Genomic DNA, 17,326 nt, shown 5'->3' with positions numbered 1-17,326 from the left:
CTTATTTGCCGCTTTCATTTGAGTGATACCAAGGAAAGGCTTTTTCTGAGGTTTTACGTAATAGGTAGTCCATCAGAAAAGCCAATAATGTGATCCAAATGACATAAGGAAAGATGACATCCATGGACATATAACGACGCACTAAAAATATGCGATACCCCAACCCTTCTTGGGCTGCGATTGCTTCTGCCGCAATTAAAAATAACCAAGCAGCGCCAAGTGATAAACGCATAGATGAAAGCAGACGAGGTAGTATTTGTGGCAAAATTACTCGTAGGCTCACCAACCAAGTTGAGGCGCCTAATGTTTGTGCTTTGATCAGTTGTTCAGCGGGAAGTTGCCTAACATGAGATTGCATATCGCGCATCATGACGGGTGCTGTACCTATAATAATTAACATCACTTTTGCTAGTTCGCCTAAACCAAAACTAATAAACAAAATAGGTAAAATAGCCATAGGAGGAACTAAAGACACAAAGGTCACTAAAGGTGATAAACCAGACCTAGCTAACGGGATAAGACCAGTCAATAACCCAACGATTAAACCTAATAGAGAGCTGATGCCAATTCCAATACATATGCGATATAAGCTGGCACTCGTATCTTGCCAAAATAGGTATTCCCCGGTCCGTTTATTCTCGGTAAAGGCTAATCGGTCAATGGCACTATATATTTGCTGGAAACTTGGTAATAACTTGTCATTGGGATTTTCAGCAAGCCGTTCACCCGATGCTGTCAAATATACAAAAAATATAATCACAAAAGGCAGTAGGCTCAAAAAAGCGGCCAACGGCTTAGTGGGTTTGATGTTCATGATTTTTTTCATGATATATCCCTAGCTAAAATGACAAGTTTAATTAAAATTTAATGCCAAGAAGTTGGCAAGTAGTGATCTCGAATCACTGCTTGCCATAGAGGATTAAAGTTTGCCGTCAGCTGCCATTTGCATGAAGCTAGGATCAAAACGTAATTGGATATTGTTTTTGTCACCGACAACACCGGCCGGTGTTTCGATACCAATAAAACCTGCATCAGGCGCTCCGTCACCTAACAAACCGTGAGCGAATGAAAATTCAGCTACGTATTCCATTGTTTTTGGAAGTTGTTTGCTATTGGTAAATTCGACGGCTTCTTTGGCTGTATAAAACATTTTTGTGGTAGCAAGTTGAGCGTTATAGCCAGCTAGGTCAGTACCTGAAGCAACTGCTAGTTGAGTTAATACTTTATCGTTACCTTTCATCGTACTCATTATTTCGTACCAAGCTCCAACCAAAGCTTTACCTAGTTTAGGATTGGCTTTTAGTGTTTTGCTATTCACCACTAATAAGTCGATGATTTCTCCTGGGATCTTAGAAGAGTCAAATACTTTAGTTGTTTTAGGCATAGCTTCTATTTCAGACAATAAAGGGTTCCATGTCACCACAGAAGTCACATCATCTGTGGTGTATGCGGCAACCATATCAGCATCAGAAGTATTGACGACTTTTACATCACGTTCGCTCAAGCCTATGCTTTCTAGTCCACGAGCAAGTAAATAGTGGGAAACACTTAGTTCCACTAAGTTTACTTGTTGGCCCTTAATATCTTTTAGAGAGGTTTTGTCTTTTAGTACTACGCCATCGTTGCCGTTTGAAAAGTCGCCTACTACTAAAGCTGTGCTATCTACAAAGCTGGCAGAAGGAATGGTCAGTGCATCCATGTTAGTCATAGTGCAAGCGTCGAATTCACCGGCTGTATATTGATTGATGGACTCGATATAGTCGTTGATTTGTACTACGTCGATTTCGATGTCGTATTTGTCGGCCCATTTTTTCACTATGCCAGATGAATCGCCATAATCCCATGGCATCCAACCTACATAGATAGACCAGCAAACAGAAAATTTATCTTTAGCAAAAGTATTGGTCGAACCTAACAAGGTCATTGCAAATAATGCAATGCTTAGTAGTCGCGCAGTTTTAAATTTTTTCAAGGGACATCTCCAAAAGTTTACACAAAGTTAAATTAGCAAGAGGCGCGTATTAAACTACCTCCCGGGCTTTTATCCCTCCGTGTAACCCTTTGCAGAAGCAATATATTCATTACAGAATACAATCTGGGTTGATAACTCTCGGACCAGACATTTATTTAATAAACCGGAACCCTAGTCATCTATTTAGACTGTAAGTCGAACTAATTAGGAGACACATTTAAATATTATGAATATTAAAATGTGTAGTTAAATACTTCGCCTCAAGCTTTCATTAAGATTAAAACAGTAAGTCGTGATATTGCATAGTGCTAATTTTGCATTAAAGCGATGCAAATTTTGCACATGGTGGTTATGGAGCGCGATTTAAGTTGAATGTGCCTTAAAAAACTGAATTCAATATATGGAGTTAGGTTAAATCAATTTGATTCAAGAGTATTGACTAACTGTTGAGCGAACCTAGCTGCAGCCACTGGTAAAGTTCGACCTTTTAAGTGACCAACGTAAACTCCGCCTGGGGGTAAATCATTTTCGTCGATCTTTACTGCTGTCATATTCATAAAACTTAGATCTTTAGGCAAGCCCACTTCAATTTGAAAAGTAATGCAAAGGCCTAAAGAGGCTTCGTAACGTAAAAATTCAAAACTGTCTGACTCTATGACAGGCGTTAATTGATACATGGCTTTGTTAGCTTTTCTATCCAATATTTGTCTGAGGCCATACTCTTTGGTTGGCAGGGCAAGGGGATATTCTAGGCATTCACTAAGTTTAATTTGCTGTTTATTAGCAAGCGGGTGAGAGTTACACATGATGGCGTAGCAAGGTTGCTTTGATATGGACAAGATATGGAAGTCTGTTAATAATTCAGGTTCAAATACGACTGCTAAATCTGCGCTCATATTAACCAATTCTTTTTCCGCAGCTTTTCTATCTCGTCTTTGTACATTAAAAGTAACCTGAGGATGTTGAGTTCGGTATTGATGAATTTGGCTGGGTAAAAAAAACGGCAGTAATGCCTGACTGCAAGCAATATTAATATGCCCTCTGCGTTCACCACGTAAATCTGCTATTTGGCTTTTCACTTTTTCAATGTCAGTTAGTTGTTCACGCACATGATGCAAAAATACCTCGCCAGCTGCAGATAACTTAACCCCTTTTGGTAGTCTTTCAAAAACCTCTGTGCCTAATTCACTTTCTAATGCCAAGATCCTGCGATTTAAGGCAGTAGAAGTAATAGTTAACGATTGGGCGGCTTTGCGGATCGAGCCTATTTCAGCAATGGTTTTAAAAAAGAAATAATCTTGTAAATGTCGCACTAGCTTTCCTGATGCAAATTTTGCACTAGTATTAGCTAAAAATGTTAATAAGTGAAGTCAGTAAACGCAGGTTAATTTAATTTTCATGAGACCTTTGCTTATAAACAAACCCAGGTAATACGCTAAGGGTTAATGCTCCAATAAACGTAAAGATATAGCCGCAGCCGAAGTGCGATTGTCAACCCCCAATTTTTTATAAATTTGCTCTAGATGTTTATTTACTGTGCGTGGGCTCATCTCTAAAATTTGCGAAATTTCCCAACTGGTTTTCCCATAGGATACCCAATATAAAACTTCCGATTCACGTTTGGTAACTGGCAGGTTATCTTGTAAACATTTGGCGGTTTTTTTCTCTTTATTCGCAACAATATGTAATAGGTGTTTATCGTCTTGTTGGCTTTCGTAAAAGACTTCGAAAGGTTGCTCAAAGCAGTTAATGGTTAAGTTTTTTGTGGTGTCTGTGGATAACCAGGCTTCCAATTCAGTGGCAATATTGGCCCAAGGGATAGGGTTGTCTTTGGCAATTTTATCAATGATTTTATGTACATTAGGTGTGGCCCAAGACAACCTACCTTGAGAGCTGACACAAAATACATTGGTTCCAGAATGATCTAATGCTTCTTGGGCACTTAAGGCTAATTTTGCGGTCTCGATGTGAGTTTTAATGCGTGCAATGACTTCATTAGGTGAGATAGGTTTAGTCACATAATCAATGGCTCCGGCTTCAAAACCGCGCACTACATCTTCTGAGTCACTTAGGCCCGTCATAAAAATAATCGGTGTATTAGGCAGCTGTTGTTTGAGTTTGTGGCAAGCTTCAAAGCCATCCATTTGTGGCATCATAGCATCTAACAGTATTACTGCAGGTTGAACTTTTTCGATAATTGCCAAAGCTTGTAGCCCATCCAGCGCAACTAAGGCTGTGTATCCTTGACTGTTTAACGCTGCGTTTAACATGCCTAATGACTCTGGGGAATCATCTACAACTAATACGATATCGCCTAGGTTACTGCTCATGACTAATCTCTTCTAAAAATTTAATTATCTGCGGGAAGTTACACAATTCAACATACTCAGATAATTGTGAAAGTATATCGGCTGGTATGGTGTACTTTTCGGTAATTTTGGCCAGCTCTTGATTAAAACCAGATAAATATCCGATTTCAGCCAAGGCTGTGAGTGCTTGGTATTGCTCTGCACCTGCCAAAGGTTTATCACTCACATCCTCTGACTGATTAACCTGTTTTGGATCAGCGAGTGATATTGACTCATCTGTTAAATATTGCCATTGAACAGGTAACAATTCGCCAATTTTGCCTAGTAATGCATCTAGATTGACTGGTTTAGCTAAGTATCCATTATGGTAACCTTTGGCGGATAGGCTAGCGTCGGCATCTCGAGCATTGGCCGAAATCATTAACACCGGAATTTTGTATGCTTGTTTACGTATTTGTTCGACCATATGCCAGCCATCTGTTTCTGGCATACGAACATCTAACAATACTAAGTCGACTTTATTATTAGCCAAAATACCAAAACCTGTTGACGCATCAGCCGCCTGTAAAACATTAAATCCAATGGGCTTTAATAAATCTGACATTAGCTGTCTTTGATTGGGATCATCATCTACCACCAAAATTACTTGGCTCTCACCTGTGTAACCTATTACATTTTGTTTAGTGTGTTCTGGGGTGTTTTTGTTATTAGCTAGCGCCACTAACATCAATCGCAAATTAAATGTTGTGCCTTTACCTAGGGTACTTGTTAAGGTGATTTCGCCACCCATTAATTCGGCTAATGAACGTGAAATGGTTAAACCTAAACCCGTTCCCCCAATTGCTTGAGTGTGGTTGTTGCGTATTTGTTCAAAGGGTTTAAATATTAATTCTTGATTGGCTTCTGATATGCCCACACCTGTGTCGATAACGCTAAAATTAGCCACTTGATTACGGTAACTAATTTTTAAAGTAACTGAGCCTTTATTGGTATATTTAATGCCATTAGAAATAAGGTTAATTAAAATTTGTCTAAACCTTTGTTTATCAGTCGCCACAAAGTCGGGTAAGTTAGCACAAGGTTTATAATGAAATTCTATGCCTTTTTGAGCGGCTATCATTTCAAACATTTCAACTAATTGTTGCAATATGGCCTTAAGGTTAAACTCGTCTTTTTGTAAGGTTAAACGACCCGCTTCAATTTTAGATATCTCTAATAAGCCTTCGATTAAGTCAGTTAAATGTTCACCATTACGTTTTACAATACTCAAGTTATGCCGTTGTGGGCTGGGTATCGCTTTGTCTTGACTTAATAGCTGAGCGTACCCCAGCATCACATTAAGTGGTGTACGTAATTCGTGACTTAATCCCGCTAAATAACGGCTTTTCGCTTCATTTGCAGATTCTGCGACTACTTTAGCGTTTTGTAACGCTAAAGAGGTTTTTTCGTGAGCCCCCACTTCTTTTGCTAATGTGCGCGTTAACGAACGTAGCTCTTTTAAGGCTGAGCGATTACTATTACGAGCTAAAATAAATAACCAACTGACCACTCCAATAATAATGACCAACAAAAAGAAAATTTTGAGTAAGGTCACTGAGAAAACTTGTTTAATTTCGATGTCTTCTAATGGAACTTGTAGGTAAATTAAAAATAATATGCCTGCACCGGTTAAACTCATGCCAGCTGTTACAGCGATAAACTGAGCCACGGGTGTGGTTAAGGTGCGCAATAATCCTGTGGTTAAAAATCGGTTGAAAAAGTGCTGAGATTGATTGGCTAAAGTGGCCCCTGGGCGACATTGATCACCACAGCGCACATCTAACGAACAACATAGAGAGCAAATTGTTTTGTGGTAAGCAGGACAGTACGTCATGTCTTCTACTTCAAATTCATTTTCACAAATATGACATTTGCTAATACTAGGGATGTTAACCGCAGGTTTTGGTACTAAATAAAACTTACCTTTGGTTAAATATCCTATTAAAGGCACAGTTATAAAAGGTAAACCACAAGCAACAAAAGAGCCTAACGCTTTTAATGTTTCGCCATACCAGCCAAAGTGAGCAGTAAAACCAAAGAAGCTAGCAATTAGCATTGAACCCACACCTACTGGGTTGATGTCATATAAATGGGAGCGCTTAAATTCTATATGTTTAGGACTGATACCTAAGGGTTTGTTAATAATTAAATCAGCGACCACCGAACTAAGCCAAGCCAATACCAAGACCGAATAAACCGTTAACATGCTTTCTATGGTTTGGTAGATGCCTAGTTCCATAAGCAGTAACGCAATCATCACGTTAAATACCATCCAAACTACACGGCCAGGGTGATTACGAGTGACCCGAGAAAAGAAGTTGGACCAAGCTAAAGAGCCGGCATATGCATTGGCTACATTAATTTTAAGTTGGGATAACACCACAAAACAAGACGCCACAATTACCACTAAGGTGGTGTTTTCAAATACGTAACTAAAGGCTAAGTTATACATATGCGCAGGGTCATCGGCTAATTCTATGGGGACGCCTTGTTGCAAAGCAAAAAAAGCCAAAAATGAGCCTAAAAATAATTTAAGGGCGCCAAATATTATCCACCCAGGGCCGCCAGCTATGAGTGCTGCCCACCATTTCCATTGACTAGATTTAGGTTTTTCAGGCAAAAATCGTAAAAAATCTACTTGCTCTCCAATTTGAGCGACTAAGGATAAAAGTACCGCAGAAGCCCCTCCAAATAATAACAAGTTAAAACTACTGCCTTGCTCGCCACTTGTACCGGTAAAGTTTACCCATTCTTGTAGTTGACTATCTGGATGGGTGAACACAAAAAATAATGGCACTAACTGCAACACTAACCATATGGGTTGGGTCCATACCTGAAAACGACTAATGTAAGCAATACCATGAGTGACTAATGGCAACACCACTAAGGCGCTGAGCACGTAGGCTAAGGCCAGAGGGATGCCGAATAATATTTGCAAAGCCATAGACATAATGGCCGCTTCTAAGGCAAAAAAGATAAAAGTAAAAGACGCGTAAATAAGTGATGCTATGGTTGAGCCGATATACCCAAAGCCACTGCCACGACTGAGTAAATCTATGTCTACTCCGTATTTAGCTGCATAGTAGCAAATAGGTAAGCCCGTTAAAAAAATCACTCCAACCACTGCCAAAATTGCCCATGCAGCATTAACAAATCCGAAATTTAGTGTAATGGCCCCACCTATAGCCTCTAATACTAAAAATGACACTATGCCCAATGCAGTATTGGCAATACGATTTAATGACCAAACCCGAGCTCGTTTAGCGGTAAATCTCAGGGCGAAATCTTCCATCATTTCGTTTGCAACTAGCTTGTTGTAGGTGCGCCGGGTAGCTAATATTTTTTCGTTTGACTGCATACTGTGGTTTTGATCGCTCTTATTGTCTTGGTCTAGCTATTTATGTGCGTATTGGAGCTAGCGCTGCGAGAATACTACAGCTTTTTTCAAAGAGGAGGTATGGGTAAATTTACGTAGGATAGGGCGCTGGTTCAGGTTTAGAGCTTGTATATTCTAAAAACCAAGCAAATCAATTATACTTGTTACTATCCATTTTGTACTTTATGTCAATTATGCATAAGGTTGGGTGATGAGGCGTTGATTATTTTTAAGATTATTTGTGTATTCAGGTGTGCTGTTAGATTAACGTTTTTCCCTTTATGGTTGGCGATAAGCTCTGTTGTCATTTCATTTCAATCTTATGGGGATGATTTTAATTTTCTTTTTAACAGTCAACTCCCACTACGCTCGGATTACGAACTTGAAGTCTTAACCCTAGTTTTGCAGTCAACTAAAAGTGAATATGGCGATTTCTCTATTACCACAGAAGAGTCCGGATACACGATTGCAAGGCAAATTAAGATTGCACAAGAAAGTCCTGATATCTTTATGTGGGCAAGTCCATACAACCCTATTAATCAGCATTTAAGCATAATAGAATATCCAATTTTTAATGGCGTCTTGGGACTGCGCAGTTTAGTGATCCACAAAAATAATCTAAAAAACATAAATTTGGTAACTAGTATTGCTGACTTACGCAGGTTTACTATAGGCCAAGGGCCCGGTTGGATGGATGTATCCATATATAAAGATAATGGTTTTGAGGTTGTGGAAGCTCGGTTAAACAAATTGTTTAACATGCTGTCAAATGAACGGTTTGAATTATTGCCTTTGGGTAAATTAGAAATTGACCTTCAAACTTTGAGTCGAAAACAAGGTGGCCACAACCTTACCATAGCTCCAAATCATATGATTTTTTACCCCCACCCGGTTTTATTTCACTTAAATCAAAAACACAAAAAAGTGATTGATAGACTCAGTCAAGGTATGCAGAAAATAACCCAAAACGGTGAGTTAGCGGCATTATTTGAAAAACACTTCTCCCATGAGACAGCTCTGATTAATCAAGCAGGTATGACTGTCATAACTATGCAGAACAACACTTTACCGAAAAAATACCTAGAGCGAATGAAAAGCCTACCTTTGCTTAACCGTTTTAGTATGACCAAAAAATAATTAAGCTGATTCCTTAACCTTATTACTATTACGTAACTCTCGGGCGCTCACATGTGAATGTTGCCAATGCCCTTGTTTCCAGCGATACCAGTAGAAGCCAGCCCGTACTCCTTCGTCTAAAATGGCAGAAGCCATAATACCGTATATGCCCCAACCTAAAGTAAAAGCCATTAAGTAGGCGGCAGGCAGAGCGACAATCCAAGTGAATAAGGGGCCGACTATGGAAATTAAAAATCCATCTCCTGTTGCGCGCAATACGCCTCCTACCATAATATTAATGGTACGGGGCGGTTCCGAAAGTGCAGCCAACAAAAACATCCATACCGCTGCGCCGAGCACCACCTCATTATCAGAATACATATTCATTATGGGTTGATGGAATGCGAACAGCACAATTACAACAGCTCCTGAGCCCCAAAGAGCGGCTTTTAAGCTCTGCTTCATTTGTTGTATAGCCTGCTCGTATTGATTGGCACCAACCTTTTGGCAAATTAATACTTCGGTGGCCATTCTAAGTGCCATGCTGGTGATTAATCCCAACATAAAGGTATTGAATGTATAGACTTTAGCCGCCAGAGCAGCTGTACCTAAAGAGGCCGCCATTGAATTCAGGACTATCATGTTGGTATCAAAAGATAAGGGTTCAATCACATTGGGAACAGCGATGCGACCTATGTTTTTTGAAGCGTTTTTAAATTCTAGTTTAATATTTTGCCAACGTAATTCTAGCTTTAGTCTTAAAAAAACAGCTAAACCACTGACTACTACACCCAATGATGAACCTACCACACTGGCCCATGCGACACCTTCTATACCCATTTTAGGGAAACCAAAGAGGCCAAATACCACTATCCCATTGCCCAGCACATTTGCCGTGAAGTAGACTATGTTAGCGTACATATTCCATTGGGGTTTGCCGTAAAGGTTTAATATTGATTGAAATATTCCTTTAAACGCCCATACCACCATTAACCAGCACATAATGCTCATATAAATATTAGCATTGGTTTGAACTTGACCTGGTAGCCCCATTAGTTCGGTTACGTATGGGCTAGCCCACCATAACAATCCGGTGAGTAGTAAGCCGCCTATTAATGCCCAAATAGTGTAAATACCAATAGTGGCATTTGTGCGGGTTTGATTACCGGCACCTAAACGTTGACTGGCAACCGCAGCGCCGGCAAATACAATCGCCCACAACATATTTCCGCAAAAAAATAACACAGGTGTCATTGCACCTGCAGCAGAAGCCGCTGAATCACTAATTCTGCTCAGAAAAAACGTATCTAATAATGGCACACTAAATTGCAGGCCTTGCTCAACCAGCATTGGCCGACTCATGCCCCATAAACCTTTTTTCTGAGCTTCTGTTGTTTCTGACATTGTTGAATAACTTTTTAAATTTGGAGAGTTGATCTTACATTCTGTAATGTGCTGCTTAAATCTTGAGTCAGTTATTGACTCAAATGATTGCGAGCAAAAGCATACTATAAATAACTAGTTCACTATTTTACTAATTAGCATTATGTAATTATTAATATTAAGAATGCCGGATGTTAGAAACTAAGAGCCGTATTTTATTCCATCAATCTACTGATTGAATTTGCCATAGCTTGTGCCCAAACTTGATACTGCGCTGGGGCTAAATGTAAATAGTCTGGCATGACTGTATCTAACACTAGACCATCATCAGTTAAAAATTCAGAGCCAATATCTAACCAAAAAATATGTTTTTCATCGGCTAATTGTTGAGTCAGTGCATTGGCAGCATTAACTCGTTTACGCATTGGCGCATTTGGACTTTTGCTGCGCGGGAAGGTGGCGAGCAGTAGGATTTTAGTCTCGGGTAGTCGGCTTCGTATTTCAGCTAAAATTGCGCTCACTCCTGCGGCAGTATCTTCTGCTGATTCCACTCTGTGTCCAGCGTTGTTGGTGCCAATTAATAGGATCACCAATTTGGGTGACAGGCCTTCTATTTCACCGTTTTGTACCCGCCATAATAAATGTTCTGTACGATCACCTGAGTAGCCCAAATTTAATGGTTTTAAATGGGCATAATGTGTTTGCCAAGTATCAGCGCCTGTGTCTTCCCAAGAGTGAGTGATAGAGTCTCCCAAAAACAACAAATCTACGTCATTGTTTAACCCTTGTTTTTCAGCTAACTTTTGCTGGTGACGTATTTGCCACCAGTCTTCACTGCGCTCAATGGGTATAACCGATAAAGGCAAACTCATTGTTGAGACTCAATCCAATCGTTGATTACATCTTCAAGTACTGCCATAGGCAACGAGCCTTGGCCAATAACTGTATCGTGAAAGCCTCGAATATCGAACTTGTTGCCCAATTGAGTTTCGGCTTTTGCACGAAGTTGACGAATTTTAATCTCGCCCATTTTGTAAGATAAAGCTTGGCCAGGCCAAGAAATATATCTGTCAATTTGGTCTCGTACAGATTTCTCGGTAAGAGCAGTGTGCGCAGCTAAATAATCAATAGCCTGCATACGACTCCAACCAAATGCATGAATTCCAGTGTCTACCACTAAACGCACAGCTCGCCACATTTCGTAACCTAAACGGCCAAAGTCGCTGTATGGGTCTTGATAAAAACCGGCTTCTTTACCTAAACGTTCAGAGTATAAACCCCATCCTTCACCAAAAGCTGAATGTCCTAAAGTACGACGAAATTCAGGAACATCTAGTTCCATAGCTATAGCGTTCTGTAAATGATGGCCAGGGACTGCTTCATGCAAACTAAGGGCTTCTAAATTGTATAACGGTTGTTGTGTTGGATCTGTCATTAAAAAGTAGGTACCTGGAGTGCGGTTATCTGGTGGTGGCATATAAAACGCGCCACGATTAGCCGACTCTTTTATAGTAAAGGTATTACGTGGTAAGTGACCAAAAAAGGTGGGCAATTTGCCATACATTTTTTGAGTAATAAAGGCTGTTTTTTCTAAAACGTCTTGTTCATCTTGAGCATAAAACAGCGGATCGCTAGCTAAAAATTGTAAAAACTCAGCATAGCTATTTTCATCTGAAGTCGCTTTAAAACCTACTTTTTCTATTATGGCCTGCATTTCCTGTTTAATACGTTTTACTTCGCTCAATCCTAAGTCATAGATCTGCTTAGGTGTCGCATCGGTAGTGGTGTAATAATTGGCCGCATACGCATAATATTGTTCGCCACCTGTAATACTACTTATGCCCGGGGTTTGGCGGCAATTAGGAATATATTCCTGAGTGAAAAAGTCATAAAAGTATTGATAAGCTGGTACTACTTTTTGGGTAATTAGCTGGCTTGCTTTTTGAGTGTATGCCTGCTTTTGGGCTTGGCTAAAGGTACTTGGAAAACGGGTGAACGGGTCAAATACTGCGCTGTCCTTTGCCTGTTTCACTATATGTTTGCTGATGGTCAGATGGTAATTTTCGAAACTTTTACAAGCATGTACATAACCAGCTTTAAGCCCCGCTTTCATCAGGTCAATTTTTTCATTATTGAATCTTGGATAATCCGCCAGACTGATTAAAAAGTTGTCATAATCTTGCGTGGTTAAAAAGGCCATATTGGCAGGAGCATCTGCAAAATAAGTGTGCCAGCCACTTAAGAAATTGACTGGAAAATATTTGTCTTGGAACAGATAACTCTGTTGTTCGGTTTCACGTTCGTACTTAAATAAGCGGAAATTCATAAGTTGATCTTTGCTCAACTTAGTTGGGTCTAACTCACTTAATTTGTCGAGTACTAGGTTGTTATAATCTTGCCTGCGTTGTATGCCTTGAGGGCTAAAGTCAGCTAATTTGCCACTGGGTTTCCAACCATCAGGATCGGTACGAAAAAACACTTTTTCTTTGCTGGCATGTTGCCAGTGTTGGTCGATGATTTGTGTAAGGTCAGAATTGGCATCTGCTAATACGTATGACGATACAAGTGATGACATGACTGTCATAACAACAGCCAACTTTGTGAAATATCTCATTATTATCTCTTTTAAAAACGGCACTTTGGCCTAACTTTAATTCTAACTCTGCAAGCTTACCAATTTACCAATAGGTGAAGCTAGTGATTCTGGTGGATGGGTAAACCACTGCACCCCTTTATTGGTCATATAAACGCAGTCTTCTAGTCGCACACCAAATTCACCGGGTAAATAAATACCAGGTTCGTTTGAGAAACACATACCGGGTTTGAGAGCTTCAGTTTCTCCACGTACAAAGTTAACTGGCTCGTGGCCTTCCATGCCAATTCCGTGGCCAGTACGATGGGATAAACCTGGTAGCTTATAATTAGGGCCTAATCCTTGAGTCTCATAGTAAGCCCTTACTGCGCCATCTACCGAGCCTGCCGTTTTGCCTAATTGTGCCGCTTCAAATGCAACGTTTTGACCTTCGCGTACAGTATTCCAGATTTTTTGTTGTTTTTTACTCGGCTCGCCAAATACAAATGTACGGCTAATATCTGATTGGTAACCATGTACGCTACAGCCACAGTCCATCAAAATAACTGAACCTTCACGCAATTCTTGTTTTTGTTTAGTACCATGGGGGTAAGCACTGGCTTCGTTAAGCAACACCATATTCCATGTGCCGCTGCCGCCCAATTTTTTTTGCGCGGCATCCATCATGCGTTTAATCGACTCTTGATTTAACCTTGGAGAAAATGGCGGAGGAGGCGTACGAGTGAGGTAACTCATTTGTTTGCTTAGAAACTCCCACACATGTTGGTAGGCTCTTAAGGTGATTTCGTTAGCCTTGTGCATAAGTTGTAATTCGTGCTGGCTTTTAATCATGCGACAACCACGGGTTATTGGGTCGGCACTTATATCCTGCATTTGATTTAATACATTCATTACCCCTTGCTGGGCAAAGTATCGAACAGAACTTTCAAAGGCGATCGTACCTTTAGATAATTTAATTTTACGATCAGCTATTACTTGTTTGACTCTCACAAAGGGACTTTCGTGCTCTTGCCACACTCTTACGTCATCACCAACTGCGAGTGTTTCGCGAATACTGGGCTCTTCAAAAAATGGGCAAACCACGGCTATATCACCTTGCTGGGGAATAACTACTGCGGTTAATCGTTCGCTGCGCCACCACTGAATACCAGTAAAATAGTCCATGCTGGCACCTGGCTCCAATACCATGGCGGCAATGTTATTTTGCTGCATTAATGATTGGGCTTTGGCAATTCGAGTTTTACGTTCGTCAACCGAGATAGGTTTTATACCCTTGGTTATGTCGGTTAGCTTTGTAGCTCGCGGTTCGATTAATGATTTATTTTGATTAACAACTGAATTAGATTGGCTTGTAGCGGTAAAAGGTAGGCTAGCTAACATAGCCCCCGTGGCTTTTAAAAACGTCCGTTTGTTAATTGTCATAGATAATCCATTTTTTATTGAGTAAATTAATCCTACTATAGTTCATGACTCAACAAGCTAGAAAGAAATTATAGAAATCTAGTTTTTTATAACCTTCTGATTGATATAACTTTTGTGCAGCTAAATTAGTTTGTGCGGTAACTAAGCTAAGGCCTGCAGAATAAGTTGATCTTGCATGGTGTTTGGCTTGTTGTAATAAGGCTTTGGCCACACCTTGCTTACGCTGTGTCTCTAATACGTACAAATCATTTAAAATCCAAGTGTGCTGAGCCGAAACCGATGAAAAGCTGGGATAAAGCTGAGTAAAACCTATTAGTTGCTGTTGTGAATCTTGTGCCACAAAAATAACTGAGTTTTGTTTATCTAGTCTAGCTTCAATGAAGTGTTTAGCTAAAACAAGGTTGCTGTCTTGTTGATAAAACACTCTGTACAAGTCGAATAGTTGGCTAAGCTCAATTAAATCGCGATGTGTGGCCTGATATATAATAATTGCCATTAGGTATTCCTTTATTTTAAATTTATATTAGTGTTACTTATAATTAGAAAGATCTTTGGTATTTAAAACTCGGCCAATTTTTTGTAAAGCTGATTCAATTTTAGCCCTAAGCGTTTTAGCGTGACTTTGCTTTTTATCTGCCATATTGTCATTTTCATGCTGGATTAATGTATTCATCTTCTGCTCCTTAAAATAGTCTGTTGGAAAATGAGTACGGATATTCTTCAACTAATTAGCTGGAAAAACGAACGATCAATTTTTGTTTTTAATATAAGTAAAACTTATGGATAAAAGATTAAGGCATTTAGCCCTATTACGTTGTTTTGACGCTGCGGCACGACATCAAAGTTATAGTGATGCGGCAGCAGAGTTATCTATTTCTCAAGCAGCGGTAAGTCAGCAAATACGCAACTTAGAACAACACTTAGGTGTGACTTTGTTTACCCGCCAAGGCCGAGGCATGTTGTTAACTAAGCAAGGCAAAACCTTAGCAGATACTGTGGCTAGAGCTTTTGTTCAACTGTCGGATGGGTTTGACCGCATCCAAATTGAGCCTGAGTCAGGCACCTTAACTGTTACTGCATCACCATCATTTTGTTCTCGCTGGTTAGTGCCTAGGTTATGGAAATTTTCACAGCAATATCCTGATATTCAAGTTCGCGCGCTGGCCTCAGCTCAATATGAAGATGTGCGTCATTCAGATATCGATGTGGCTATTCGTCAAGGCGAAGTGATGACAAGTGAGGTGCATCAAGAGATTTTATTGCACGATCCTATTTTTGCAGTGTGCTCAGCTAGGGTGTTGGAAGAACATCAACTAACCTCCCCTGAACAGGTAAGTAATTGCTGGTTGGTGGAAGCCATTGGTGTGGGTCGAACAGGTTTCAGTTGGAAGGATTGGTTCAAACTTGCCAAGGTGCCTATGCAACCAGGAAAAATGAGCTGGATGGAAGTCACTACTTGGGAAATGGGAATAAATGCCGTGTTAAGTGGTCACGGTATATTTTTAACCTCAGCTTGCATGGTGCAAGATATTTTAGATTCTGGAGCATTGGTGAAACCTTTTGATATTCAAATTGAACCAGGGTTATGTTTCTCTTTATTGTATGATGACGAGTCACCTAGGATAGCCAGGATCAAAGTATTTGCCGAGTGGCTCAGGCAAGAGTTAAAGTAATTAGCTTTGGCACTAAAGACTATTATGCATCATAATCAAATATAGAGTTTTGAATTAATGAATGACCAGATTATTAATGACTGAGTTTTTAATTAAAATTTTGGTGGTTTTATCTTGTTTTACCAACGTATGTTCGGCTAAAGAATACCATTTTGTGTCTATTCAGAACCTAGTAGAACAAGAAGTTGGTAGGCTAGTGCTCCCCCAAGTTTATCGAAAATTAGGAATCACCATTTCTATCACTCCCTTACCAGGCAATCGTGCCCAAGCTCAAGCTAAATCTGGCCAAAGCGATGGTGAAATAATGAGAATTTATAATTATGGTATTGAAACCCCGACAACTCTTCGTGTACCTACGCCCTACTATAGTTTAGAAACCATGGCTTTTGTTCGAAAAGACAGTGGTATAAATATCACCGAAAAGGACAATCTTAAAAAATATAAAGTGGTGAGAGTAAGAGGGGTTAAACACACTAACAATATTACCGAAGGTTTAGAAAATGTAATCGACCTCGATTCCACTGAGCAAATGATGCGTTTGTTAGCTAGGGGCATGGTTGATGTGGCATTGACCAATACCATAGATGGATTAATAGCCATTAGAAAACTCAATATTGATAATGTAAAAGCAATAGATAAACCATTAGCGAGGTTAGACTTATTTCATTATATTCATCAAGATCATAAAGAGTTAGTTTCCCAAATTGACCGCGTTTTGCGTGAAATGAAGCATAGTGGAGAGCTTGCTGTCATTATTGATATTGCTGAAAAAGAAATCATCAGCCCCTCTCTCAGGTGAGCGAATCTAGCTTAAAAGATTGCTCTTTTTCTAACACACCATTGAGCAAATCATTATAATTTACTATTAGCCTTAAAATAAAAATTAAACGGCTTTAGCTTTTATAAATTGTTGCGCATCATCGGATAGAATTCGATTTGAAAGATAGGACTTTTGTTTTTCTTGATACAGTAAAAAGCCTTGTTCAGTTTGTTCTATTTTAGTTACGTCTTCCCATGCAATCTTACTTTCTACCGAGAAAGATTTGGTACACACACCCTCTTCATCTATGGTTAACGTCAACTCTGTATTTGCCGCTTTGCTGAGCATTTGTCTAGCCAACCACCATGGCTTGCGAAAACGTATACTTAAGGCTTCTAACGCACCTAGTGCGATCACAAACCAACAAACATAAGGGTCTAGTGCGGTAAAAAGCAGCAGCGCTGCACCAAACATTCCTAACAATACTGATTTCAAATAGATCTTTTTTGACGGATCTATTGTTACCGATTCATCAAACGTTTCGCTAAAATGGCTTTTGTCTAAGGTGTAGGTGGTTGTGTAGTTAAAAGGCATCGAATTCTAAACTTGGTTTTAGTAAAGGCTGGATTGTAACGATTATTGGATTTAATTGGTATTACTTGCTGCGTGGTAATAAAACTGGT

At 39.7% G+C, this 17,326-nt stretch carries 15 protein-coding genes and 1 riboswitch; of the genes, 3 read left to right on the top strand and 12 right to left on the bottom strand.

What is annotated here, in order from left to right; translation table 11 throughout:
• Position 1 precedes the first annotated feature (1 nt).
• From L0668_RS07620 to L0668_RS07600, 5 genes are all read right to left on the bottom strand, one after another.
• Entirely contained in the window at positions 2 to 826 is an 825-nt protein-coding gene (locus tag L0668_RS07620; protein WP_235311505.1) for an ABC transporter permease, read from the bottom strand.
• 93 nt (positions 827 to 919) lie between these two features.
• Positions 920 to 1,972, bottom strand: a complete 1,053-nt coding sequence (locus L0668_RS07615; protein WP_235311503.1) for a putative urea ABC transporter substrate-binding protein — start codon at positions 1,970 to 1,972, stop codon at positions 920 to 922.
• Positions 1,973 to 2,028: 56 nt separating this feature from the next.
• A riboswitch (guanidine-I (ykkC/yxkD leader) is annotated at positions 2,029 to 2,158 on the bottom strand.
• A gap of 230 nt (positions 2,159 to 2,388) precedes the next feature.
• Positions 2,389 to 3,285, bottom strand: a complete 897-nt coding sequence (locus tag L0668_RS07610) for a LysR family transcriptional regulator (protein WP_235311502.1) — start codon at positions 3,283 to 3,285, stop codon at positions 2,389 to 2,391.
• 129 nt (positions 3,286 to 3,414) lie between these two features.
• Positions 3,415 to 4,302, bottom strand: coding sequence for a response regulator transcription factor (locus L0668_RS07605; protein ID WP_235311501.1), 888 nt, complete (start codon positions 4,300 to 4,302; stop codon positions 3,415 to 3,417).
• On the bottom strand, positions 4,292 to 7,678 hold the full coding sequence (locus L0668_RS07600; RefSeq protein ID WP_235311500.1) for an ATP-binding protein: 3,387 nt from the start codon (positions 7,676 to 7,678) through the stop codon (positions 4,292 to 4,294). Before L0668_RS07600 ends, L0668_RS07605 begins: the two co-directional genes overlap by 11 nt.
• A gap of 420 nt (positions 7,679 to 8,098) precedes the next feature.
• On the opposite strand from L0668_RS07600, the gene L0668_RS07595 reads away from it, so the two are divergent.
• Entirely contained in the window at positions 8,099 to 8,833 is a 735-nt protein-coding gene (locus tag L0668_RS07595; protein WP_235311499.1) for a transporter substrate-binding domain-containing protein, read from the top strand.
• Here L0668_RS07595 and L0668_RS07590 read toward each other — a convergent pair whose 3' ends face one another.
• From L0668_RS07590 to L0668_RS07565, 6 genes are all read right to left on the bottom strand, one after another.
• The gene (locus L0668_RS07590; RefSeq protein ID WP_235311498.1) at positions 8,834 to 10,216 is read right to left on the bottom strand and encodes an MATE family efflux transporter; all 1,383 of its coding nucleotides are present in this window, start codon (positions 10,214 to 10,216) and stop codon (positions 8,834 to 8,836) included. It abuts the gene before it with no gap.
• 194 nt (positions 10,217 to 10,410) lie between these two features.
• Positions 10,411 to 11,067 (bottom strand): platelet-activating factor acetylhydrolase IB subunit, encoded by a 657-nt coding sequence (locus tag L0668_RS07585; protein ID WP_235311497.1) that lies wholly within the window; start codon positions 11,065 to 11,067, stop codon positions 10,411 to 10,413.
• Positions 11,064 to 12,809: a DUF885 domain-containing protein gene (locus L0668_RS07580; RefSeq protein ID WP_235311495.1), complete on the bottom strand. Its 1,746-nt coding sequence runs from the start codon at positions 12,807 to 12,809 to the stop codon at positions 11,064 to 11,066. The genes L0668_RS07585 and L0668_RS07580 overlap by 4 nt, the downstream gene beginning before the upstream one ends.
• A 42-nt stretch (positions 12,810 to 12,851) precedes the next feature.
• A complete protein-coding gene (locus L0668_RS07575) occupies positions 12,852 to 14,210 on the bottom strand; it encodes a M24 family metallopeptidase (RefSeq protein WP_235311493.1) in 1,359 nt (452 codons plus the stop codon).
• Positions 14,211 to 14,259: 49 nt separating this feature from the next.
• Positions 14,260 to 14,706, bottom strand: coding sequence for a GNAT family N-acetyltransferase (locus L0668_RS07570; RefSeq protein WP_235311491.1), 447 nt, complete (start codon positions 14,704 to 14,706; stop codon positions 14,260 to 14,262).
• Positions 14,707 to 14,739: 33 nt separating this feature from the next.
• Positions 14,740 to 14,883, bottom strand: a complete 144-nt coding sequence (locus tag L0668_RS07565; RefSeq protein WP_235311489.1) for a hypothetical protein — start codon at positions 14,881 to 14,883, stop codon at positions 14,740 to 14,742.
• A gap of 106 nt (positions 14,884 to 14,989) precedes the next feature.
• Between L0668_RS07565 and L0668_RS07560 the strand changes: the two genes are divergently transcribed.
• Both L0668_RS07560 and L0668_RS07555 read left to right on the top strand, forming a co-directional pair.
• Complete coding sequence (locus L0668_RS07560) at positions 14,990 to 15,883, top strand: LysR substrate-binding domain-containing protein (RefSeq protein ID WP_235311487.1); 894 nt, start codon at positions 14,990 to 14,992, stop codon at positions 15,881 to 15,883.
• 61 nt (positions 15,884 to 15,944) lie between these two features.
• Positions 15,945 to 16,682 carry a substrate-binding periplasmic protein gene (locus tag L0668_RS07555; RefSeq protein ID WP_235311486.1) on the top strand — a complete coding sequence of 246 codons (738 nt, stop codon included), beginning with the start codon at positions 15,945 to 15,947 and terminating at the stop codon, positions 16,680 to 16,682.
• Positions 16,683 to 16,766: 84 nt separating this feature from the next.
• Here the strand turns inward: L0668_RS07555 and L0668_RS07550 are convergent, their stop codons facing one another.
• Entirely contained in the window at positions 16,767 to 17,237 is a 471-nt protein-coding gene (locus L0668_RS07550; RefSeq protein WP_235311484.1) for a YcxB family protein, read from the bottom strand.
• Positions 17,238 to 17,326: the final 89 nt, after the last annotated feature.

This window comes from Paraglaciecola algarum (assembly GCF_021532655.1).
In the GTDB taxonomy this organism is placed as follows: Bacteria; Pseudomonadota; Gammaproteobacteria; order Enterobacterales; family Alteromonadaceae; genus Paraglaciecola; species Paraglaciecola algarum.
This window is presented reverse-complemented; position numbering and strand designations above follow the sequence as displayed.